This window comes from Paenibacillus sp. FSL R5-0345 (assembly GCF_000758585.1).
GTDB lineage: Bacteria > Bacillota > Bacilli > Paenibacillales > Paenibacillaceae > Paenibacillus_AQ.
Map to the genome: position 1 here is coordinate 6248390 of NZ_CP009281.1, position 23946 is coordinate 6272335.

Here is a 23946-nt window from a genome sequence, read left to right on the forward strand (position 1 = left end):
CTTATATATCCTAATGTGAGACCGTCTCGCGCATGACCTCTTGAAGCGTTGTAATTCCCTGACTAACTTTGAGTAGTCCATCATCCATCAGTTGAACAAGTCCACGCGCTTTACCTGCGACACGCAGTTCTTCTACCGAAGCAGTGTTCGTAATAAGCTGCCGCAAATGATCGTCAATGCTGAGTACCTCATGAATCGCTATTCGGCCTCGATAACCAGAACTGCTACAGCTACCGCAGCCTCGGCCACGATGTAATTCATCTGCTGGCAACCCCAAGCTACGTAGCATAATCGCTTCCTGCTCAGACGGTTTGTAGGTTTCTTTGCAATCAGTACAGATTTTACGAACAAGCCGCTGAGCTACCACACCAATTAGTGAGGAGGCAATTAAATAAGGCTCTACTCCCATATCTCGCAATCGAGAGACGGAGCTAATCGCATCGTTTGTATGTAAAGTAGACAACACTAGATGACCTGTTAATGAGGCGCGAACCGCAATTTCAGCAGTTTCCGCATCCCGTATCTCACCGACCATTACAATATTCGGATCTTGTCGGAGAATCGAACGTAGCCCAGCTGCAAAGGTTAGCCCAATAGCCGAGTTTACGTGCACCTGGTTTACACCCTCAAGCTGGTATTCCACTGGATCTTCAACTGTGATAATATTTGCACTTTCTACATTGAGTTGATTCAGCGCTGAATATAAAGTCGTTGTTTTTCCACTACCTGTAGGTCCAGTGATTAGCAGAATTCCGTAAGGGCGAGCAATCATTTCCTTAAAAACTTCCGCATTCCCCTCACTGAATCCCAAAGCATCTACAGATTTGACACCTGTGCTTAAATCTAGCAACCGCAGTACAATCTTCTCCCCGTGCATCGTAGGTAATGAGGACACGCGAATATCTACCATTTTGAAATCAAACTGCATTTTGATTCGGCCATCTTGTGGCAAACGCCGTTCTGCGATATTCAGTCGGGCCATTATTTTCAGACGAGCAGTAATAAACCCCTGCATCTGCTTAGGAATAATCCGCTCCGTCCGTAAGGTTCCGTCAATCCGGTAGCGGATCGTTAGATTATTCTCACCTGGATCCATATGTATATCAGACGCCCGCAGAGCAACAGCCTGCTGAATCATCTGGTTGACCAAACGTACGATTGGAGAGTCCTCGTCTGTAATCTCCGTTTCTTCTATTTCTTCTTGTGTAGGGAGCTCTACTAGCATCTGATTCATAGAATCACGCATCCCATAATGACGCGCAATTGCCCGCTGTAACTCATCTCTAGTAGAAATAGCAGGTTCAATTCGGAACCCTGTACTCATTCGCAAATCTTCTATCGCAAAATAATCCAGCGGATCGGCCATCGCAACCATCAGCTTACCTCCTTCTTTCAAGAAGGGAAGCACCTGATAACGCTTAGCCATACTTTCAGGAATAATCTGCGTAATCGCAGGATCAATCTGGTATTTAAATAAACTGACATGCGGAATGCCGAGCTGGAATTCAAGCACTTCAATCAACTGCTGCTCCGTGATATAGCCTTGAGAGATTAGCAGATCGCCAAGCTTACGCTTGCTTTTACGCTGTTCCGCAAGTGCTTCAAGCAGCTGTTCCTGCGAAATAATATTATTTTCTACCAGCAAATCTCCAAGTCTCTTTTTCGCGATGGCCATGTCCGTTCAGCTCCATATGCCGTTATTGGTTATACCTTTATACCTACTAAATAATGGATAATGCTTGGAATAAACGGAGGATAAATTACCAGTTCTATTTTTGCAAAATATGAAAATGATTTTTTCCATAATTACGGATTCATCAATTTTGTCAAACTAGCGTATTTTTCAATATACTTGGGACTTTAGTAATAAATTTATAGGTATATTTCAATATATTTATGTTGTCTATCAATGCTGAATGTCCTAGAATGTATATAACATAGATTGGATAATTTTACAACGAATCCAGCTGAAAAAGCTGTCGGAAACTAGCATACACAACATACAATTCGACCATATATACCAATAGTTAACAATCAGGGAGAGATGAACATGAAATTTGCCAGTAACAAAAGGATCTATCTTTTTACAGTAACGATCTTGCTTCTCCTTCTGCTTGTTCTGCCACTCAAAAATCACTTCACGAATGTCGAAGCCAGTTCAAATGATTATCAGATTCGTATGCTTGAGGTTACGGAGAATGGAGTTAGTGAGCTTGTGTCTCTAAAAACGGGAATATCTGGCCTTACCATTGATACGATGAGTATGAAGCGCTTTGTGGCGCTGCGGGATGATCTGGATGGAAGATATGATGCGATTTATATCGGGAAGGGGACTTACAATCCTGTACAAGTGAGTAATCAGCAAACGGCCTCGGAGGAGAATAGAGCTAGAGCACTGGACACCAGAAGCATGAAGAACGATATCACTAAGCTAAAGGCAGATCAAATTACGAAGGAATTTATTAATAAAGGATTATATGTTTTCTTTCATAGCCAACCCTTTAATGACAAAGATAAAAAACCACAAGCAGAACAAGGTATACTGTACAGCTCTTTTAACAGTTACCGTCTTTCCTCATCCAACCCAAAAGTTAAATTTGTGGATGATGCTGGACTCGCAAATATCTTTACCGATTTAAAAAGACAAAACTCTACGTACATAAATAATCTAAAGCAACGTCCCCGCCTTCAAATTACGAACAGAATTCCCAACTATGACCCTAATGCAACTAACAGCAAAATCTATGTTCCTGGGGAGAAGCTTTCTTTTAATTTCAATATCACTAACGCACCTAATTTACAAAGCTCTCCGCTCTCAGTCAAACTATATATCGGTCTTGATAAGTCCATCAAAATGGGAGAAAAGCAGGTCGTTGCTGAAACAGAGCTTAATACATCCAGCGGAACTATCGAATACACTTTGCCAAAAACATACTCCGGCTTACTCTATTGGAAGCTAGAAATCAATGATTATCATAAATCGCAATTAAAGGATTTTGACAGCGGGGTAATTCGTTATCGCGGAGAGAAGACCATTGTAAATATTCTTCAGGTTATGCCTGACACTCTAACAGAAAGCAGCCTCCTGAACACTAGTAATATGGATCCTCTGTTTTTGAATACAACCGATTATCAACTTAATATAGCGGTCAAAACTATGACCCAATTTAACACATATGTGAATGAAAAATATGCTGCAACAAAAAGTTACGGATTAAACGGCACCTATGACATGCTCATCTTTGGTTTTGTCGACGAATACTATAAGAAATCCAACTTAAACACTAATGCAACCAACGCGATTACACAATTCACTGGTACCTTCAAGCAAAGTGCCTTGTTCACTCACGATACCATCATTAATTTAGATGCAAATAAAAAGAACTGGATCAATAATTTCATGGGGATTACCGGTCAGATGAATCCGGAGACCAACTTAGGCCATAATGCCATCAATCTTTCCACCAAGGTTAAGCCGGTGAATGACGGGCTCTTGATGCAATATCCTTTTTATTTAAGTAAGCGGGACGACAGCAACCAGCAAATCGATATCTCCACACCACAAATTGCACCAACACATAACCAGTACTTCACACTTAATCTGGAAGATCCCGAAGTAGTATCATGGTATAACATTCAAAGTGAAGCGTCAGGTACGAAGATAAAACCAAATGGTGAATATAATCAATACCAACGTGATACCGAGGATAGTTGGAATCAATATTACACATATTCCAAAGGCAATATTACCTACTCAGGTACAGGTCATTTTTTTGGAGTAAGTGATATTCCCGCCAATCTAAGAAATTTCCCAGTTTGGGAACAAAAATTGTTCGTTAATACTATGTATCGTGCTTTTATTGGTGCGAATCATGCTCCTGAGATTACGGTGCATACACCGACTAATGGCTCATCGGTTCCTTCTTATCAAAACACAATACTTGTCGACTATACAGTCACTGATCTGGACTTTAACGATCGTGATCTGACAACTGAAATTCGCTTTAAAAATGGGAGCACGTATTTTACCGACATTGAAATGAGTAAAACGAGCATTAAATCAGGGCAAAGTATATATAGAACGGTTAAAAATCCGCTTCCAAATGGGGGCGCACTCGATATCGAAATTAACGCATGGGACCAAAATGGAGCTCTCTCAAGTAAAACTATCAGAGTAAATGTCCTGCCGTCGAACACCAATTTGAGTGTAACACGCTCTCTCTCTCAGAATGTTGTGAATGGTAAAGTAGAAAAGGGAGAACCGGTCACTCTTAGTTATTCCATCACCCCAAAATCTGTACCTTTTGATAAAGTAGGCACGGTCAACCAGACCTCTAACACACAATTAATAACGGATATTGTATTTACCGAGAATCTTCCACCTAACCTGGAGATTTCAGGAGAGTTACCTGCCGGTACGATCGTCACGGGGAATACGGCAAGCGGGTATAGATTGACACGAAATCTAAGCAACATCACCTATTCATTAAAGACGGAGAATGGCAAACAGATTTATAAACCTGATTCTGAGCAACCCATCACGTTCCAAATCACGGTTACTCCGACTCAGACCCAGACTTATACTTTAAATGATTCCAAGCTTACTTATGTTGATATTCATGCTGCATTGCCACCACTGGGAATTACAGGGGAATACAACGCATTTATACTTCAGACAACCTCACTTCGTGGAGGAACTATTAAGGGTCCACTAGCTTCCGGGGGCACAGTCAACTTTAACAACGCTGGAATTACAGTAAATGAACAATTTAAAGGTAATGTTCCATATGGTATTGTCACGGGTGGAAATGTTTCTCTTCCTGAAGGTACGGTTTACGGAAACATAATGGTTAAAGGCGCCGTTACAGACCAACGACCTGGTTCTATCCAAAATGGTATTATTAAATACGGTGAACTTCTCAATTTCAACAAGCATGAGAGCTATCTCCTTGGACTCTCTGATGCGATTGCTAAACTGCCTTCCAATACTTCAACAACTCATGAATATGGAAGACTTACGGTAACAGGCAGCTCATCTATCAATATTGTTAATATGTCTACTTCAGTGTTAAATACGCTTGACAGCTCCGAGCTTAAGGTTCCGCATGGATCAACCGTAATTGTTAATGTACAGCAGGACGGTACCAGTGAACCATTCTTACATTTCCCGCTGGGAAGTGACGGCAGCCGTGTGCTATTCAATTTCTCTGGCACCAAGCCTGTGCGGATATCCCAAGCCAATGTATACGGAACCATTCTAGCACCACGGTCTGCCATAACATTCGATGGAGGTCAGGTGTATGGAACAATCATTGGAGCTTCAATGACTATGAGTTCAGCAACTTTATTTCATGTTCCTTTTACCGGTAACCTACCAGCGGAGATCTATCCGCTACCTGTTCCAATACCAACAGATCCATCATCGGCTAATCTAGCACGGACTACGCTTTCGTTTGAGACCTTAACCATTACAGCCGAATATAAGATTAAAGCTCTGCAATTAGAAAGCAGAACCATCTATGTCGGAGAAGGAATGCGTTTAATTCCAACAGTCGTGCCATCAGATGTCCCTGATCAGGCGTTTTTGTGGACAACTACTGATACTAATTATGTACAGTTGGATTCAAGCAGTGGTTACATCACAGGTCTCGCCAAAGGCACAGCAACTGTCCATGTGGCTGCACTAGACGGTAGCGGCAAACAGGCTACAGCAACCATAACGGTAGCTGAGCGAACTCCACGATCTTTAACGATTGATGGAGATGGGACTGGTGAAATTAACGATTCTATTCCTTTAAGTGCTATCTATGTGCAAGGCAACCTAAATAATCAAGGACCAGAGGCCAATATTACCTATACCTGGTCGGTCACCAATGTCACCTCTGGAGCAAGCAATGCTGTCATTAATACCAATCCAGACTACCCAAGTGATGATACCAAAAAGGTATTCAGTGCTACACAGTCAGGAACTTACTTGGTGAAACTCACTGTAAATTCTAGTAATCGTGATCCAATCACTGCAGATAAGACAATCGTAATCACTAACCCGCTAAAGTCACTGTCGATTGAAGGTCCAATAACGGTAATGGTAGGGGGGCAAATTGATCTAAAAGCAATTAGGAATCCTGCTGATTCCGATCCATCAACGCTAATCTGGGATTTCGTGCAATCAACGGATAACAAGATGGCTACACTTACGCCTTCTAGTGACGGGTCAACCGCTAAATTGACGGCTGGTAATACCGCTAAAGAAGGACTACTGATTAAGGTTTCATTCCAAAAAATCACTTCAACACACATGGTTAATATCGTTGATTTAACTGGATTAAGATTCCGGGATCAGTCCATTACTTTAGAGGTAGGCCATACTTTCCAGTTAACCGATATTTTATGGGCATTCCCAACCTCCATCTCAATAGATCAAATCAAAGATAACTTGAGTTGGGTAAGCGACAATTCTGCAATTGCCAGCGTCAATAATGGAACCAATATTAATACCAGGGGAACTGTTACAGGCGTTAAAAAGGGATCCACACTCATCACAGTGACTTATACCGGAAGCACAGGTACAACAGTAAAAGCAGATATTACGGTTAAGGTTGTGGCACCTCAGAATGACGATCGTTACTAAACTGTACATTTAAACAACAAGAAACATCCAACAAAAAAAGGGTATCCCTAAGCAAACGCTTAAGGATACCCTTTTTTCAACTAGTCTTAATGACTTACAAGTTCCAGAGGCCCCACGGTTACATTCACCTGCTGTACACGCGGGAGGCTAGACTGCTGGTGAGTAAAAACATCCTGATTATATTGAATCTTAAAACGGTGACCCGAATTATATCGATCCGTATCCTGATTTTCGAAAGTAAAGCCGAGTGCCGGATCTAAGGGCTCAGTCACGCCTCCTAGTACTGCGTTTACTGTAAGATCCCCTTTAGCGAAAAAACCTCCGTTTAACCAAAAGATTGACCCCACTCCGTACAAGTTAGCATCACTATCCGTGTAAAAAAAAGCTTTCATATAAAATGAATCCTGCTCATCCTTTTTCTTAGGTGGATTCGTAAAAGTGTCAATTCGATTAATGAGCACATCTCCTTGAGATATAAGGACTAACTCCTTACTACTTAAGCCTTGGATCACGGCGTCCTCGACTTTCGTTTCCCCTAAAACAAACATAGTAGAGTTGAATTTCACCTGGCCTTTAATAGTAACATTACCTGTAACTAGAATATTAGCTTGAATCTCCAAAAATTTAGTTATATCTGGGCTATAGTTATTTACCTCCAGATCACCATTAACAATAAGCCATTTGGGCTTGTTGGAAGGATTACCTGTTTTAGCTTCATCACTAAACTTCAACTGTTTGTAATCAATTCCATCGATAAGCAGATTACCGTTATAAATCGTAGAATTATTCAAATCCTTATCCAACAAGGAGTTCTGATACATTCTCAATTGTTCTAAGTATTCGCTGTACTCTAGTTTGTAATTATCCTTTTCTTCTTCTGTTGGATTATCTTTAAGTACTGGCTCAGTGTAGGGTGGATTCTCATCGGGTAGTCTATCTAATTTTGTTGTGCTTAAATAATTCCCCAGTTGATTATCCTTAATAGCTTGCTCAAGTTCAGACTTTTTTCCAGTCAACCCTGTCGCTTCCTCCACTTTATCAAGAAAGGATCCCAACACATTGATCTGAATGAATTTTTTCTGCGGTTTGATAAACACCTGTTCTTCATGAATACCCAAAATAGTAGGAAGAATGCTTGAGGCATTATTCTTATTCACAGCTGCATCAATAACTCCATTTCCAGAATATTTGATACTTTCAAGAGATTGTACATGCACTTCAGGTTGAGGCTCGGTAGAAGTGGCTATAGTTTGGTCTTTCAATAATTCCACTCTAGGATATTGAGTCCTTTCTTTTAGACCTTTCACTCCCTTGTATGTATATACGGCCGTATCACTGATGTGTAATTCTTTACCCGCATATATATTGCCATGGAGACCAGGCGCTCCGTTTAAAGTTAATACTTTTTCCGATCCAAAAGCATATTTAAGAAAATCAGGATAGGTATCAATGACAATCTTTTGTCTCAGCTGCCTGATGACACCATTAACTGTGGCTTGTGCTTCAATATCGACATAATATTTTTGCTTATCCTGCTTCTCATAGGTGATGCTTTTGATCGTACCGCCAGCTCCAGATAACTCTGTACTTACGTCATTGCTGACGCCAACAATCTTGGTGCTCACCTCATTAACAATATTTTTAATCTCATCCTCCATATGATCAGGATCAATATCCTTACGTCCATCCAGCTTCGTCTGTATGTAAGCGACCGCTTCATCCAGCCCTTTCTGTGCAAGGTGTAGACTTTGTACGTCGTTCTCTCTGGTCTCCGTTCGTTGTGCCCCGCCCACCGTCGCCCCGAGCACAGCTAGTCCCAGTATCGTAAGTAGAAGAGCAACAAACATAACTAGTACTAGGGCTGAACCTCTTTCGTTATTCCTCATCCCTCCTACTCCTCCTAGAATCCGAATTTGCTTTTCAGCTCCAATGGGTAATCCCTTCCGTTGTAGCTCTGAACTAGCGATAAATCTATCGATATCAGTCCACTGTCACACGGAACGGCGTTCTGACACTCTAAAATAATTTTGGATCCTTCTGCTAACTTGGAATGAATTGTAGTTCTTGCGTCCTCTGGAGGATTAATTACATCGGGGTTAGCTATCGTAAGAACTCCATTGGCAATCTGAATTCGCGACTTCATACCGTCTTGCCGTTCTAATGTAATGTAGCTATCCGTCTCTTCGCCATTTTGGGTGATCGCCGAGGTAACTTTCTCGGGTGCAAATGTATATAACTCCGTAATAATGGATGACATCAACAAATCGCCTTCATCCCGTAGAGAGTTTTCAATTGATATTTTATGATAGCTGCGTAAGCCTAACATCGTGATCCCTGAAATAATTCCAGCAGCCACCGTAAATAATGATAACGCCACAATCAACTCTACTAATGAAAAGCCACCTTCTCTGCGGAAAAGCTTAACGAATTTTCTCATCAGTAATATATCCCTCCACAACAGATTGGGTCTGAGGTCCATTAGAAGAATCCACTCTGCTGACTTTTACCAATACTGGCAATAGATATGCTGCCATATCTTTTTTATTCAAATCACTTAAAATTTCTTTATGTAACTCACGCTGGTACTCAATATCGATTCGATAGTTCACCCCATTAATTGAAGGGTTTAAAACCTGATTTAAAATGGTAGTATCTTCAACGAGTTGTCTATAGTCGTCACATTTCACAGAATCGTCTGCATCGATAACCTTTTGACATTTGGATGCTTCTAGCGAATTGTTCTCTTCTGATTTAAAGTATTCCTTCATCTTGTCAAAATCCTGCTTCTCCACATAAAACAGCGCGTTCCTCGCCAGATTGACCATAATCGTCTTGTTCTGGTTCGATTTAGAGTAACTCATGGCGTTTGTAAAGTAAGACGTAAGCACCAGTGATACTATCGATAAAATCACAATAGCAGCCAGCACTTCGATCAAAGTAAAACCTTTTTCCTGCTTTAGGCCCGATTTCATCCTACTTTTTGCCTCCCGCCTATGAAAATAATTTCGCATTTGCACGTTTCTTCCTTATTTTTCTACTTCCATTATATTCTCTCATATCTAGGTACAGCAATCCTCAAAATCCTTATAATTCAGATATTTCTACAATATCTCTCACTTTTTCTGTGTGCTATTATTTGGAGAGAGAGGGGATGGATGAAATGGCTTTAATAGAGTGTAAATTTTATTCGGAAGTACTAGGATTGAATACCTCAATGACTGTAATTTTGCCACAAAAAACAACCACACAAATCGGTATGAGCAACGTAACAAGGGGAGAACTACATCCTACATTGTATTTGCTGCATGGTTTGTCCGACGATGATTCGATCTGGCTTCGCCGGACTTCGATAGAACGATATGTAGCAGAGATGGGAATAGCTGTAGTTATGCCGAATGTGCATCGCAGTTTCTATACGGATATGGCGGTTGGCGGTCGTTATTGGACCTTTATTAGTGAGGAGTTGCCTATGCTTGCGCGCTCATTCTTCCCATTGTCAGATAAACGCGAGGATAACTTTGTAGCCGGGTTGTCGATGGGTGGTTACGGAGCGATCAAGCTGGGACTACGGAAACCGGAAGCTTTTGCGGCTGCAGCAAGTCTGTCGGGCGCACTTGATATGGCGCATAATTTTATAAACTTTGAGGATCCTACCGTCAAAAGCAAAGAATACGAAATGATCTTCGGAACGGAAGATATCGCCGGTACGCCCGAAGACCTTCTATGGCTGCTTGAGGAAGTGAACCGCTCCACGGGACCGAAACCAGCGCTGTATCAATGCTGTGGCACAGAAGATTTCCTGTACACAGATAACTTGAAATTCCGCGATGCGTGCCGAGCAACCTCCCTGGACCTCACCTACGATGAAGGCCCGGGTACACATGAATGGGGATATTGGGATGCCAAAATCCGCGATATATTGGCTTGGCTGCCGTTGAGTAAATAATTAGCTTCTTCTAATAAAAAACAAAAAGGTGCAGCTATAAGCTACACCTTAATTCTATACTTCAGATTGCCCTCTCCGGAGGGTTCTTTTATTTCTCGCTTAATTGCTTACCGTCCTTATAGGGACGCCGAAGGCAATTATGCTTGTTTGGTGATATTTTTAAATAGGACTGTCTGATCTTTAATCCCTTTTTCAGCAGCAAATCTTTCAATACTCGAGGCACCAAAGAATCCGTCTATACCTTCTGTCCGTTCAATTACATACGCCGCATCTTCAGGTTCAGCAATCGGTCCACCGTGACAAATCACCATAATATCTGGATTTACTGCTTTCCCTGCTTTAATAATCGCTTCAATTCTTTCTACACAATCATCCAATGTCAGAGCGGTCTTAGCTCCAATTGTACCTTTGGTAGTCAAGCCCATATGCGCCACCAAAATATCTGCGCCTGCTTCTGCCATCGCTTTTGCTTGATCAGGATCAAATACGTAAGGAGTTGTGAGCATATCCAATTCATGCGCTGCTCTAATCATATCTACTTCTAAACCATATCCCATCCCGGTCTCTTCAAGGTTCTGTCTGAATACGCCATCGATCAAACCAACGGTTGGGAAGTTTTGCACGCCGCTAAAACCTTGATCCTTAAGCTGTTTCAAATACACCTCCATCACTCTAAAAGGATCTGTCCCACATACGCCTGCTAGTACGGGAGTATTTTTCACAACAGGTAATACTTCAGAGCCCATTTCGACTACGATTTGGTTGGCATCTCCATAAGATAATAACCCCGCGAGTGATCCACGACCTGCCATTCTGTATCTTCCTGAATTATAAACAATCAGCATATCCGCTCCGCCAGCTTCACTGCTTTTTGCAGTAATCCCTGTACCGGCTCCCACGCCTAAAAGAATCTTTCCATTTGCTACTTCTTCTCTAAACTTCGCCATGATTTCAGTTCTTGTATTTTTGTTCATGTGTAACGCCTCCATCATTATTTAAATGTTCTGTGTTAGTGTTATTTGCTCATGAGATCTATTAGCTTCTGCGCTGCTGCTTCTGCAAACTCTACATCATTAATGGCACAATCCATTTCGATAACCTCGACAACATTTCTGTTCACACCATTTCTCAAGGTATCAAATAACATTTGATCTTCCTCTACACCGTAAAAAGCTTCCCCTGCAACATCAATGCCCGATATCCCTTTAAGCGGCAACATTAACACCGTTTTCTCTTTGGCCATATTTAATTTCTCGACAAGTTTTTTGCCGATAGCTTCATTCTCTTCTACTGTTGTTCTCATCAAAGTAACTGTAGGGTTATGCTTATAGAACTTATGTCCAGCAAATTTCTCGGGTACCGTATCATAAGGGCCAAAGTTACACATATCAAGGGCACCTACCGACACAACCTGTGGAATATGATGTTTACCAGCAGCTTCTAACCGATGAGGTCCAGCATTTAGCACGCCACCAATAATTTCGTCCGCCCATTCTGTTGTGGTCAGATCCAATACACCTTCAATAAAACCAGCCTCGATTAGCGCCTCCATGGACTGGCCACCTACACCTGTTGCATGGAATACAAGCACCTCATATCCTCTAGCTTCAAGATAGTTACGGGCTGCCGTCACACAGGGGGTTGTTACCCCAAACATTGTTGTAGCTACTAATGGTTTTTTCTCTATCACTTGTTTATTCTCAAATTTAAGCATACCGGCGATGGCGAAGGCTGCATTGGTAAAAATCTTTGTTGAAATGGAGTTCAGTCCAGCAACGTCTACTACGGAAGGCATCATGACAATATCACTAGTGCCTACATATGGGGCAGTATTCCCAGAAGCTACGGTCGAAACCATCACTTTTGGTACACCAATAGGCAATGCCCGCATACCAGGGGTTACAAGTGAAGTCCCTCCAGTGCCCCCAAAGGAGATAATACCATCAAATTTGCCTTGCTTATATAATTCAGGTACTAATTTTTCCATACCTTTGGCTAATAATTCTGTCGCTAATGCTCTATCCTTCTTGGCAACGAGCTCATCTATACTTACACCCGCGGCTGCTGCTACTTCTCGGTTAGAGATATCCGGTGTAAAAGTGGGTTCAAAAACACCCGTATGAATCGTAAACGTACCTAGCTCCAAGCTTTCCAGCAAATTTTTAATGTAGAGATATTCTTCACCCTTGGTGTCAAAAGTTCCGGCAATGGCAATCGTCTTCATTTCTTCAACCTCCTCTTCAAATATCTACAACAAAAAAGCATGATCAACTTATGAGTTAATCATACTTCTTTGAATTATGAATGAAAACGCTTTTATGTCTTATGTTTTTGTGTTTATGTTAGATTTATATTGTTTTGGAGAGAACCCTTTGTACTTCTTAAACATTTTGCTAAACTGCGCATAATCTTGATATCCCACTAATGGCGCTAACTCAGATAACTGGATAGGGTCTCTATGTAATATTTCCGCTGCCTTATCCATCCGAAATTGTACGAGATACGTTTGAAAGCTGCAGCCAACTTTTTTGGTAAATAAACTACTTAAGTAACTTCGGGATACATGAGCCACCTTAGCTAAATCTGCAAATAAAATCTCATTCATATAGTTTTGAGCCACGTATTCTTTTACAAATTCAACATAATCATAGTGCTTTGTGATGCCGTCTAACATTTTCACCATAAAATCATCATCATCCAGCGTCCCCGACACTTTAAAAGCTTTGGTTATGTTCGTGATGGACTTCTCCGATGGAATTCTTTCAAAAGCAGAGCCCCCGATATACCCCATCAGGTTTTGATTATTACTGTACATATACTGCACATCAATCGGCGTTTTCACAGGACCACCATACACCAATTTAATTAAATCTGGCTTTAACGCATTGCATGTATTAAAAATCTTGTCAGCCTTAGCCTTGGCAGCTTCCAGAGAGAATACTTTTTTGGCTCCTAATAATCCCCCTTCGGTTAAGCCTAAATGTGCACAAATAATATCTGCTCCCGCCTCGATCATCTGAGCAGCTTGAATTTCGTCAAATACAAAGGCTATGGTAAACAAATCTTTTTCATGGGCGATACTAATAGCTTCTACTTCGAGTAGATAACCATTCCCCTCTTCTTCGAGTGCTTCTCCAAATTGACCATCTATTAATCCGACCGTGGGGTAATTATTAATTCCGGAAAATCCCTTATTCTTTATTTCACTGATATAGCTCTCCATATCTTTTGTCGGATCGGTTGCATTGAGCCCAAAAATAATAGGAATATCTCTTACCAGAGGGATGATTTCCCTAGACGCAAAGTCCATCACCATATCATTGCTATTGCAAAACGGCAAAATCCCAGCGAGAGAACTCCTCCCCATCTGGCGGAATTTACCCGAATTTAACATCAGAAGAAAATCAGCGCCACCCTGCTTCGCATACTTTGCCGTTATTCCAGCACCTGTGGCTACTCCGATAATATGATTGCCCAGTTTTAATTGCGATCTAAGCTCGTCTAGGATCTGCTCTCTACTCATACTTACGAACCCTCCTATCCCTAATTTAAGGATAACCGTAAAGAGCACTGTGAATCCAGTTGTGTTGTACTTAAAGCCCCTTTAGATAAAAAAAATCTCGCCTGCGACCTATAAAAGTCTGAGGCGAGATTTGGTATTGATACGGTTTACAAAATAGCGTCACCGTGTTTTACTACCCATTCATTAGCTTCCTGCAGCGCCTGCTCCGCGCGTTCGATTGCAGCCTTCACCTGAACGGTGGCTGTGCCGCCATAAACGTTACGGGCGTTAACTACAGCTTCCGGCTGAAGAACAGCATAGATATTCTCGTCGAAGAGTGGCGAGAATTGCTTGAACTCTTCCAGCGTCAGATCCAGCAGGAATTTGCCTTCGTTAATGCAGTAGAGCACTGTTTTTCCGATTACTTCATGTGCTTGGCGGAAAGGAAGACCTTTGCCGACCAAGAAGTCGGCGATATCCGTAGCATTCGAGAAGTCCGTGTTCACGGCTTCACGCATACGTCCCTTGTTCACCTTCATGGTGGAGATCATCGGCGCGAACAATTGCAGCGCACCAGTCAGCGTAGTAACGGTATCGAACATGCCTTCTTTGTCTTCCTGCATATCCTTGTTGTACGCCAGTGGCAATGATTTCAGTACGGTCAGCAAGCCAATCAGATTGCCGTAAACGCGGCCTGTTTTGCCCCGTACCAGTTCTGGTACGTCCGGGTTCTTCTTCTGTGGCATAATGCTGCTGCCAGTGCAGAAAGCATCATCCAGTTCCACAAAACTGAACTCCGTGCTGCTCCACAACACCAGTTCCTCGCTGAGTCGGGATAGGTGAGTCATTACAAGCGCAGCATTTGCTAAGAACTCGACGATGAAATCGCGGTCGCTGACAGCATCCAGACTGTTCTCGTACACACTGTCAAAGCCCAACTGTTCCGCTACAAAATGGCGATCGATCGGGAAGGTTGTACCAGCAAGTGCGCCTGCTCCGAGTGGCAGCACGTTGATCCGTTTGTAGCTGTCCGTCAGACGTTCTGCATCGCGGCGGAACATCGAGACGTAAGCCAACAAGTGGTGAGCAAACAGGATCGGTTGTGCCCGCTGCAAATGCGTGTAACCAGGGATGATCGTCTCTACATTATCTTTGGCTTGTTCAATCAGGGCTTCCTGTAATTCATGCAGCAAGCTAACTAGCTCAACTACACGGCCCCGTAGGTAAAGGTGCATATCCGTTGCCACCTGATCGTTACGGCTACGTCCAGTGTGCAGTTTACCACCGACCGGACCGATTTCCTCGATCAGATGTTTTTCAATATTCATATGGATGTCTTCATCCGCTACGGAGAAAACAACCTCTCCAGCGTTAACCTTGTCCAATACTTTGTTCAGACCCTGCTTAATCGTCTCCACATCTTCTTGTGGAAGGATTCCGCATTTGCCCAACATTGTGACATGCGCCAGACTGCCTTGTACATCTTCTTTGGCCAAAGCCTTATCAAATCCAATGGAAGCCGTATATTCCTCCACCAGCTTGTTTGTTCCTTTAGTAAACCGTCCGTCCCAAAGCTTGCTCACCTGTAGTTTCCTCCTCTTGGACGCCAGAGGGCCGCTCCTATCCTGACGGGAGGAACGGCCTTCGGGGTTGCCCGTTTAAGTTTATGTTATCGTTCTATTTCGAAGCTCCATTTACACCTGTAGAAACCTTAAGGCGCAATGCGTTTAAGTGGATAAACCCAGTTGCATCCCCTTGATCATAAGCTTGTGTAGGATCAGCTTCCATCGTTGCAATTTCAGGGTTGTACAGGCTGACTGGGCTCTTCACTCCAGCGCCGATGATGTTGCCTTTGTACAATTTAAGACGAACAGTACCGGTTACATTTTGTTGGCTCTGTGTTACAAGAGCTTGCAGTGCAATACGCTCTGGAGCGAACCAGAAACCGTTATACACCAAAGTGCTGTAACGAGTGATCAGACTATCACGCAGGTTCATCACTTCACGGTCCATCGTGATGGACTCCATTTTACGATGAGCGACGAACAGGATTGTTCCACCCGGAGTCTCATACACGCCGCGGCTCTTCATGCCGACAAAACGGTTCTCAACCATATCCACACGTCCGATACCGTGTTTACCGCCTAGCTCGTTCAGTTTCTCCATCACTTGAAGTGGAGTTAAGGACTCATCATTCAGGGCTACGCAGTCTCCCTTAACGAAATCGAGTTCCAAATATTCCGCTTCATCCGGAGCATCCTCAGGAGCGTTGCTCAGCAGGAACATTCCTTTGTTCTCTGGTGCGCTTGGATCGAACCAAGGATCTTCCAATACGCCGCTCTCATAGCTGATATGCAGCAGGTTACGGTCCATCGAATACGGCTTCGCCGCAGAGGCTTGTACCGGAATATCATTAGCTTCCGCATAAGCGATCATTTCCGCACGACCCGGGAATTGATTGCGGAACTCTTCCAAACGCCAAGGTGCGATCACCTTGATGTTCGGAGCCAATGCAGCTACACCAAGCTCGAAACGCACTTGGTCATTCCCTTTGCCTGTCGCGCCGTGCGCGATAGCCGTTGCGCCTTCTGCGATGGCGATATCCACCATGCGCTTAGCGATCAGTGGACGAGCAATACTAGTTCCGAGCAAGTATTGACCTTCATAAAGCGCGCCGGATTGGAACATAGGGTAGATGAAATCGCTAGCGAATTCATCACGCAGGTCGTCGATGTATACTTTCGAAGCGCCAGTAGCGAGCGCTTTTTCTTCCAGACCGTCGAGCTCTTCCTTTTGGCCGATATCGGCAGTGAAGGCAATGATCTCCGCGTCATAAGTTTCTTTAAGCCATTTCAAAATAACGGATGTATCTAGTCCGCCTGAATAGGCGAGTACAATTTTTTCTTTAGCCATGGTGTGGCAACTTCCTTTCGTGTGGGGGGTATAAATTAAAATAACCGTGCTCTCGCTAGCACTTTAACGATTAATCGCAACTACGCTGAATGTTTGGACTTCCGGTCGCTGTTATCATCAGATTTTTTTTATTTCAAACCGCATTATGCGGATGAAATCTGATGATAAAGGCGAACGCTACGCTCCTACAGTTCCAAAAATTCCGCTCCATTACTCTATCGTCCAAAACCTAACTTCGCTCAACATTAATTCAATTTATATAGTGATTTATATTTTATATTATTTAAATTCCTTATCCCATCAGAGCAGCCATTAAAGCCTTTTGCGCATGCAGGCGGTTCTCCGCTTGATCAAAGATGACCGAGTTAGGGCCGTCAATCACGCCTGTGCTGACTTCTTCCTCACGGTGGGCTGGCAGACAGTGCAGGAAGAGATAATCGCTCTTCGCGCCTTTTACAAGCTCCTCATTGACCTGATAGTCCTTGAATGCCGCTTCACGCGCCTTTTGCTCCTCTTCGAAGCCCATACTCGCCCACACATCGGTGTAGATGACGTCAGCGTCTTGTACAGCTTCTTGCGGGCTGTGAGTAACCACAATCTTCGCTCCGGTTTCTTTAGCGATCTCACGGGCTTCTGCTACAACCGCTGCATCCGGCTCATAACCTTCCGGTCCGGCAATAGATACGTCCACACCCAGCTTAGCTCCGCCAATCATCAGAGAATGCGCCATATTGTTGCCATCGCCGATGTAAGCCAGCTTCAGGCCTTTAAGCTTTCCTTTGTGCTCATAAATCGTTTGGTAATCTGCCAGCACTTGGCAAGGATGTGCCAGGTCGCTCAGGCCGTTGATTACTGGAATAGAAGCATACCGAGCCAGATCCTCTACTTTGTCATGACCGAAGGTACGGATCATAATTCCGTCGAGGTAACGTGACATTACTTGTGCTGTATCGCCAACCGTTTCACCGCGTCCAAGCTGAATGTCATTTTTGCTCAAGAAAAGGGCATGCCCTCCCAGCTGATACATTCCAACTTCAAACGACACGCGCGTACGAGTAGAGGATTTTTCAAAAATAAGACCAATCGTCTTTCCCTTCAGCGGCTGAAATTCTTCGCCATTTTTCTGCTTCTTCTTCAGCTCAATCGCTGAATCAATCAGATACGTAATTTCTTCCGGGCTGTAATCGTTCAGCTCCAGTAAATCACGGCCTTTCAGTTGCTGTGCAATGGTGTGCTTGTTACTCTGTACGCCCTGACTCATGAGCTTACCTCCCCGTTTGCTTGTTTAGCATAAGTATGAATGAGTTCGGAGACGATGTCCACCGCTTGGTCGATCTCCTCTTTACTTACATATAGATTAGGCAGCAAGCGAAGGACATTAGGACCCGCTGTCACGAACAACAGGCCTTTCTTTTGTCCAGCCAAAACAATATCGCCCACTGGTGATTGACATTCAATCCCGATCAACAGACCTTTACCACGGATATCCTTCACAAAAGAACAGTCCGCCAGCTTCTCTTTCAAAAGACCTGTCAGGTACTTACCCATTTCTTCAGCGCGTTGTGGAAGCTCATCCTCCAGCATCGTTTCAATTGTCGCTGCCATAACCGCTGTTGCGAGTGGTGTTCCCCCGAAGGTGGACGCATGGCTGCCTGGTGAGAAAGCATCACGCAAATATCCTTTGCCAAGCATTAAGCCCGCTGGGAACCCACTAGCAATCCCTTTAGCCAAAGTGAAAATATCTGGTTCAATTCCATAATGCTGATGAGCGAACAGCTTGCCTGTGCGTCCCATACCTGTCTGTACCTCATCTACAATCAGAAGCAATCCGTGTTTCTTACACAGTGCCACTACAGCGTTCAAGAACTCTGGTTCTACCTCTAGCACGCCACCCTCTGCAAGCACCATCTCCAGCATGATAGCAGCTGTATGATCACCGATAGCAGCCTCTAACGCAGGGAGATCATGCAAGGGTACAGTTTTGAAGCCTGCTGGAAGCGGCAGGAAGCCTTCTTTTACCTTTTGCTGACCTGTTGCTGTCAGTGTGGCTAATGTACGTCCATGGAAGGATTGTTCAAATGTGATGACCTCATAACGATCAACACCTTTTACCTTCTGGTGGTAACGACGAGCCAGCTTAATAGCAGCCTCATTCGCTTCTGCCCCACTATTACAGAAAAACACTTGATCAGCGCAGCTATTCTCTGTCAAAAGATTTGCAACTTTGTCCTGTCCAGGAATATGGAACAGGTTCGAGACATGCCAGAGCGTATCAATCTGATCCTTCAGTTTCGCACCGACTTTTTCAGGAGCATGACCTAGACTGGTCACAGCTAATCCACTTGTGAAATCAAGATACTTATTGCCCTTATCATCCCATACCCAGGTACCTTTGCCTTTAACTAAGCTGAGATCATATCTGGCGTAAGAAGGGAATACCGCGCTAAGCTTGCCTGCTGCAACATCCGGTGTACCTGATCCTACTGTATCGGTCTGCTGTGCCCCTGCTTGCGAATCCATTTCAGCTTGTGTAAGCTTGCTCATTCTAAGTCACTCTCCCATCTTGTGCTCCTGTGTACCAGGCTGCACCTCTAAATGATTTTCATCTATGATTCTACGAACGAATAATACGTGTGCCTATCGCTTCACCTTGCAGTACTCGGCTAAGCACCCGCGGTTCTTTTCCATCCACAATGATAACCTCTGAAACGCTGCCTTGAATGCAATCGATAGCTGCCCGTACTTTGGGGATCATGCCGCCGTAGATTTCTCCACTTTCAATTAAAGCTTCGATTTCCTGTACGGTAACGGATGGAAGTACAATTTTCTGACCCTCCACGGTACTCATAATGCCAGGCACATCTGTGACCACGATCATTTGGGGAGACTCTACATAAGAAGCGACTGCTCCTGCTGCTGTGTCTGCGTTAATATTGTAGCGCTGACCTGCAGCATCTACACCGATAGGTGCAATGACAGGAATATAGCCCATCCCAACAATACCAGTTACGATCTCAGCTTTTACTTCCGTTACTTCTCCTACCAAACCTACTTCAGCGCTATTAGCTACGGGTCTAGCAGTAATCATATTTCCATCGATGCCGGACAGCCCTAGAGCTAGACCGCCACTTCCTTGAATTCGCCTTACAATTGCCTTGTTGATGCTCCCTGCCAGCGTCATCTCTACGACATCTAGTACTGCCTCGGTGGTTACCCGCAGACCGTTCACGAAGCTGCTTTCAATGCCCAGCTTTGCTAGATTCTCTGAAATGGCTGGCCCTCCGCCATGAACAATTACAGGCTGAATGCCTTCCTGCTGCAAATCTCGTAAATCTTCGAAAAAAGAATCAGGAAGAGCAGCCAACGTACTGCCGCCGCATTTCATCACAAACAATCCACTACCATCTAATGCATCTATGAGTTCAAGCTCACTATTTAGCGTCATATGTTCGGTATCCTTCCCTTGTGGGCTTAAGCCGCCACAAATTAGGTACGGTATGCAGCGTTAATACGCACATAATCGTAAGTTAAGTCACAGCCCCAAGCTGTAGCCTTTCCGGTTCCATCATGCAAATCTACAGTGATCAGCACCGTTTCACTTTTTTGCAAATAAGCCAAAGCCTTCTCTTCATCAAAAACAACCGGCTTCGATTGCAGTAGCACCTCAATATCACCTAAAGAAATGTTTACGCGCTCCGGCGATACCGGAACACCCGCGCGTCCAACCGCTGCAATAATTCGTCCCCAGTTCGCATCCGCTCCAAAAATAGCAGATTTCACTAGACTAGAACCTACCACTGTCTTGGCAATCGCTGCGGCAGCTTCGTCATGAACTGCACCATTCACTTGAACCTCAATCAGGTGAGTCGCACCTTCTCCATCACGAGCAATCGCTTTGGCAAGCGTCTGGCAGACATACGTGAATCCTGCGGCAAAAGCGTCCCAATCCGGATGCTGTTGAGTCAGCTTATCATTCCCTGCAAGCCCACTCGCCATCGACACTAACATATCATTGGTACTAGTATCTCCATCGACTGTAATCATATTAAAAGTAACGTTCGTAGCAGAACGAAGCAAACTGTGTAAATCTTCCGCTGAAATATCAGCATCTGTAGTCATAAAACCGAGCATGGTAGCCATGTTAGGATGAATCATCCCGGAGCCCTTCGCGGCTCCAGCAATAATAACTTCTACACCGCCAACAAGCACCTTCACGGCAACCTCTTTTTTAACTAAATCAGTTGTAAGTATGGCCTGACAGAATTCCTCCGCTCCAGCAGCCCCACCGTCCAGCTTCTCTGGTATTGCAGCAATACCGCTACGTACGCAGTCCATTTTCAGTAATTCACCAATAACTCCAGTTGAAGCGACAGCAACATCGTTAACGTTCACGCCCAAATGCTGGGCCGCAGCAGCGCGCATCTCATAAGCATCGGCTTCACCTTGTTCACCAGTGCAGGCATTAGCATTCCCGCTGTTCACGACCACCGCCTGCAACGTTCCGTTCACAAGGCTTTCCCGCGTCACCTTCAGCGGAGCCGCCTGAAAAACATTCGTCGTATACACGGCGGCAGCCGTAGCTGGAACCTCACAAAGAATCACTCCGAGATCGTTGCGGTCTGTTTTTTTCAATCCACAGTGCAGTCCTCCGGACTTAAATCCCTTAGGTGAAGTAATGCTTCCACCTTCCAAGGTAGTAAATAATTCAATCTCGCTCATGTTATTTGTACCGCTGATCCTTATGGATACACAGGTGTGTAGCCGAGGCCAAGGGTTTCCTCCCATCCCATCATCAAATTAAGGTTCTGTATTGCCTGACCTGCCGCACCTTTTACAACGTTATCAATGACGGAGACTATAGTCACCCGCCCTGTACGAGCATCTGTCGCAAATCCGATATCACAATAATTAGAGCCGCTAACTTCTTTTGTTGCCGGAATCACACCTACATCGCGCACTCGCACATAAGGTCTGCCCGCATAATATTCACGATATAAATCCACAAAATCCTGCTCCGTATAATTGCCCTTCATTCCTGCATACATCGTACTCATAATCCCTCGGCTCATCGGCACGAGATGTGTGGTAAACGTTACGGTTACCTTTTCTCCAGCAATCTCCGTGAGTGTCTGCTCGATTTCCGGTATATGCTGATGTTTATTTAATTTATAAGTTTTTAAGTTCTCGTTTATCTCTGCATAATGCACCATCAGACTCGTTCCGCGTCCTGCTCCGGTAACCCCCGATTTCGCATCAATAATAATACTGTCATGCTTAATCCAGCCTGCCTGAATCGCAGGAATTAGTCCAAGAAGTGTAGCAGTAGGATAACAGCCTGGATTAGATATAAAATCAACCCCAGCCACACGCTCTCCGAACACCTCGCAAAGTCCGTATACAGCCTGTTCTAGGTATTCATCAGCAGGAGCCGTATGTTTGTACCAGTGCTCATACTCTGCGCCATCCTTCAATCGGAAATCACCGGATAGATCTACGACCTTTAGTCCAACTTCCAGCAGCTGCGGGACCAGCTTTGCACTTACACCCGACGGCGTAGCCGTAAAAACCACATCCGCCCGCTCAGCCATCTGCACCGGATCAACGCCATCCAGCCTTCGGTCAATAATGCCCGTCAAATGAGGAAACCCTTCCTCTATCGCATCCCCTGCACTAGATGAGGAAATTACCGAAGTAATCTCTACTTTAGGATGACTTTGTAGTAGCCGAATCAGCTCTACGCCTCCATAACCCGTTGATCCAACAATCGCCGCCCTCAGCTTGCCTTCCACTGTCATCCCCACTTCCTGCTTATCATGAATATATTATTTAATATAATGCATACCGTCTTAGAAATATGTATTATTATACATCCCTATTAATATAAATACAACACAATATGTGAACTTTATTCATCCTAAATATAACCTCATTTAGAAAAAAAGAGAAGCGTCGCCTCCCCCGTAGGAGAGATTACGCTTCTCTTTTAAACCCTTCGCCTAACACTTCATGTGCTTCGGTAATAATAACAAATGCACTTGTATCTACGGATTGGACTATCGCTTTCAGTCTTGACACTTCATTCTGGCCTACCACTACCATTAGAACGGTACGTGCATCGCCAGTGTACCCGCCATGTGCGTCCAGCTTTGTCAGTCCACGATCCAGATCATTTAATATCGCCGCAGATATTTCATCTGTTTTGTCCGAGATAATATAAGCAACCTTCGTATAACGGAAGCCAACCTCTATCGCATTAATGGCCTTACCTGTCACAAACAATCCAATCAACGCATACAGTGCTTGCTCCATACCGAGAATAAACGCAGCCAGTACAATAACCGTCCCATCCAGCAATACAACGGAAACTGAGAAGCTGAGACCCGATATCTTTTGAATGATTTGCGCCAAAATCGTAAGACCACCTGTCGAGCCCCGTCCGCGGAACACGACGCCAAGCCCCACTCCCACACAGATACCGCCATAAATGGAGGCTAGAAGTGGATTTGTTGTAGGTGTAGGTAAATCTTTTGTCAACAAGATAAATAGCGGCAGCACAAAGCTCCCAAGCAAGGAGCGAACGCCGTATTGTTTACCAAGGAAGATTACTCCGAGCACAAACAACGGGATATTAAGTGCCCATTGCGTAAATGCTGGTTCAGCCCCAAACCAAGCTTCAGCCAATACAGAAAGACCCGATACACCGCCAGAAGCTATATGATTAGGCAGAAAAAAAAGATTAAAACCCAGTGCCGTGATTAGCGAACCGATCAGAATAAGCGTTGTATCCACCACATGACGGACAGGTCCATTCAGTGGAATCAGCGGGGGTTTATTACGAGAATTGATTTTTTGCATTTCATGGCGCTCCTTAAAGTGTCATCTTGCTCTACGTAAGAAGAAACGGGTACCCCATTCAGATCAAAGAATGGTATCCGTTTCCCCGAAAAATAAATA

The 23946-nt window shown here is 44.0% G+C and carries 17 protein-coding genes; 2 read left to right on the forward strand and 15 right to left on the reverse strand.

All coding sequences use genetic code 11. The features are described from left to right. Positions 1-10 precede the first annotated feature (10 nt). The gene (locus R50345_RS27670) at positions 11-1675 is read right to left on the reverse strand and encodes a GspE/PulE family protein (RefSeq protein ID WP_042131312.1); all 1665 of its coding nucleotides are present in this window, start codon (positions 1673-1675) and stop codon (positions 11-13) included. Between the two features lie 375 nt (positions 1676-2050). Between R50345_RS27670 and R50345_RS30545 the strand changes: the two genes are divergently transcribed. Beyond that, positions 2051-6631, forward strand: coding sequence for a collagen-binding domain-containing protein (locus R50345_RS30545; protein WP_052414758.1), 4581 nt, complete (start codon positions 2051-2053; stop codon positions 6629-6631). An 86-nt stretch (positions 6632-6717) separates the two neighbouring features. Here R50345_RS30545 and R50345_RS27680 read toward each other — a convergent pair whose 3' ends face one another. Genes R50345_RS27680 through R50345_RS27690 form a run of 3 tightly spaced genes read right to left on the reverse strand, consistent with a single transcriptional unit; the run spans position 6718 to position 9603 of the window. Next, positions 6718-8517, reverse strand: a complete 1800-nt coding sequence (locus R50345_RS27680; protein ID WP_042131313.1) for a hypothetical protein — start codon at positions 8515-8517, stop codon at positions 6718-6720. 14 nt (positions 8518-8531) lie between these two features. Next, positions 8532-9068, reverse strand: coding sequence for a PilW family protein (locus tag R50345_RS27685; RefSeq protein ID WP_042131314.1), 537 nt, complete (start codon positions 9066-9068; stop codon positions 8532-8534). After that, positions 9052-9603, reverse strand: a complete 552-nt coding sequence (locus tag R50345_RS27690) for a type IV pilus modification PilV family protein (RefSeq protein ID WP_197069720.1) — start codon at positions 9601-9603, stop codon at positions 9052-9054. Before R50345_RS27690 ends, R50345_RS27685 begins: the two co-directional genes overlap by 17 nt. Before the next feature lie 188 nt (positions 9604-9791). Here R50345_RS27690 and R50345_RS27695 point away from each other — a divergent pair, with 188 nt between their 5' ends. Beyond that, the gene (locus R50345_RS27695) at positions 9792-10577 is read left to right on the forward strand and encodes an alpha/beta hydrolase (protein WP_042132529.1); all 786 of its coding nucleotides are present in this window, start codon (positions 9792-9794) and stop codon (positions 10575-10577) included. 137 nt (positions 10578-10714) lie between these two features. Here the strand turns inward: R50345_RS27695 and R50345_RS27700 are convergent, their stop codons facing one another. The 11 genes from R50345_RS27700 to R50345_RS27750 all read right to left on the reverse strand — a co-directional run bounded on the left by R50345_RS27700 (position 10715) and on the right by R50345_RS27750 (position 23847). Next, entirely contained in the window at positions 10715-11551 is an 837-nt protein-coding gene (locus R50345_RS27700) for a phosphoenolpyruvate hydrolase family protein (RefSeq protein ID WP_042131316.1), read from the reverse strand. A gap of 41 nt (positions 11552-11592) precedes the next feature. Further along, positions 11593-12801, reverse strand: a complete 1209-nt coding sequence (locus tag R50345_RS27705; protein WP_042131317.1) for a Tm-1-like ATP-binding domain-containing protein — start codon at positions 12799-12801, stop codon at positions 11593-11595. Positions 12802-12900: 99 nt separating this feature from the next. Further along, positions 12901-14100: a phosphoenolpyruvate hydrolase family protein gene (locus tag R50345_RS27710; protein ID WP_042131318.1), complete on the reverse strand. Its 1200-nt coding sequence runs from the start codon at positions 14098-14100 to the stop codon at positions 12901-12903. Positions 14101-14246: 146 nt separating this feature from the next. Further along, a complete protein-coding gene (gene argH, locus R50345_RS27715; RefSeq protein WP_042131319.1) occupies positions 14247-15662 on the reverse strand; it encodes an argininosuccinate lyase in 1416 nt (471 codons plus the stop codon). A 94-nt stretch (positions 15663-15756) separates the two neighbouring features. After that, the gene (locus R50345_RS27720; RefSeq protein ID WP_042131320.1) at positions 15757-16992 is read right to left on the reverse strand and encodes an argininosuccinate synthase; all 1236 of its coding nucleotides are present in this window, start codon (positions 16990-16992) and stop codon (positions 15757-15759) included. A gap of 292 nt (positions 16993-17284) precedes the next feature. Further along, positions 17285-18253 carry an ornithine carbamoyltransferase gene (argF, locus tag R50345_RS27725; protein WP_042131321.1) on the reverse strand — a complete coding sequence of 323 codons (969 nt, stop codon included), beginning with the start codon at positions 18251-18253 and terminating at the stop codon, positions 17285-17287. Continuing rightward, on the reverse strand, positions 18250-19536 hold the full coding sequence (locus R50345_RS27730; protein ID WP_042131322.1) for an acetylornithine transaminase: 1287 nt from the start codon (positions 19534-19536) through the stop codon (positions 18250-18252). Before R50345_RS27730 ends, argF begins: the two co-directional genes overlap by 4 nt. A gap of 70 nt (positions 19537-19606) precedes the next feature. Further along, positions 19607-20437: an acetylglutamate kinase gene (argB, locus tag R50345_RS27735; RefSeq protein ID WP_042131323.1), complete on the reverse strand. Its 831-nt coding sequence runs from the start codon at positions 20435-20437 to the stop codon at positions 19607-19609. 41 nt (positions 20438-20478) lie between these two features. Next, positions 20479-21711, reverse strand: coding sequence for a bifunctional ornithine acetyltransferase/N-acetylglutamate synthase (gene argJ / locus R50345_RS27740; protein WP_042131324.1), 1233 nt, complete (start codon positions 21709-21711; stop codon positions 20479-20481). Between the two features lie 20 nt (positions 21712-21731). Then, positions 21732-22787, reverse strand: coding sequence for an N-acetyl-gamma-glutamyl-phosphate reductase (gene argC / locus R50345_RS27745; protein ID WP_042131325.1), 1056 nt, complete (start codon positions 22785-22787; stop codon positions 21732-21734). Between the two features lie 175 nt (positions 22788-22962). Next, complete coding sequence (locus tag R50345_RS27750) at positions 22963-23847, reverse strand: YitT family protein (protein WP_042131326.1); 885 nt, start codon at positions 23845-23847, stop codon at positions 22963-22965. Between the last annotated feature and the right edge of the window lie 99 nt (positions 23848-23946).

Coding starts and splice junctions, on each gene's coding strand:
- R50345_RS27670 (WP_042131312.1), bottom strand. CDS start 1,675: ATGGCCATCGCGAAAAAGAGACTTGGAGATTTGCTGGTAGAAAATAAT.
- R50345_RS30545 (WP_052414758.1), top strand. CDS start 2,051: ATGAAATTTGCCAGTAACAAAAGGATCTATCTTTTTACAGTAACGATC.
- R50345_RS27680 (WP_042131313.1), bottom strand. CDS start 8,517: ATGAGGAATAACGAAAGAGGTTCAGCCCTAGTACTAGTTATGTTTGTT.
- R50345_RS27685 (WP_042131314.1), bottom strand. CDS start 9,068: ATGAGAAAATTCGTTAAGCTTTTCCGCAGAGAAGGTGGCTTTTCATTA.
- R50345_RS27690 (WP_197069720.1), bottom strand. CDS start 9,603: ATGAAATCGGGCCTAAAGCAGGAAAAAGGTTTTACTTTGATCGAAGTG.
- R50345_RS27695 (WP_042132529.1), top strand. CDS start 9,792: ATGGCTTTAATAGAGTGTAAATTTTATTCGGAAGTACTAGGATTGAAT.
- R50345_RS27700 (WP_042131316.1), bottom strand. CDS start 11,551: ATGAACAAAAATACAAGAACTGAAATCATGGCGAAGTTTAGAGAAGAA.
- R50345_RS27705 (WP_042131317.1), bottom strand. CDS start 12,801: ATGAAGACGATTGCCATTGCCGGAACTTTTGACACCAAGGGTGAAGAA.
- R50345_RS27710 (WP_042131318.1), bottom strand. CDS start 14,100: ATGAGTAGAGAGCAGATCCTAGACGAGCTTAGATCGCAATTAAAACTG.
- R50345_RS27720 (WP_042131320.1), bottom strand. CDS start 16,992: ATGGCTAAAGAAAAAATTGTACTCGCCTATTCAGGCGGACTAGATACA.
- argF (WP_042131321.1), bottom strand. CDS start 18,253: ATGAGTCAGGGCGTACAGAGTAACAAGCACACCATTGCACAGCAACTG.
- R50345_RS27730 (WP_042131322.1), bottom strand. CDS start 19,536: ATGAGCAAGCTTACACAAGCTGAAATGGATTCGCAAGCAGGGGCACAG.
- argB (WP_042131323.1), bottom strand. CDS start 20,437: ATGACGCTAAATAGTGAGCTTGAACTCATAGATGCATTAGATGGTAGT.
- argJ (WP_042131324.1), bottom strand. CDS start 21,711: ATGAGCGAGATTGAATTATTTACTACCTTGGAAGGTGGAAGCATTACT.
- argC (WP_042131325.1), bottom strand. CDS start 22,787: ATGACAGTGGAAGGCAAGCTGAGGGCGGCGATTGTTGGATCAACGGGT.
- R50345_RS27750 (WP_042131326.1), bottom strand. CDS start 23,847: ATGCAAAAAATCAATTCTCGTAATAAACCCCCGCTGATTCCACTGAAT.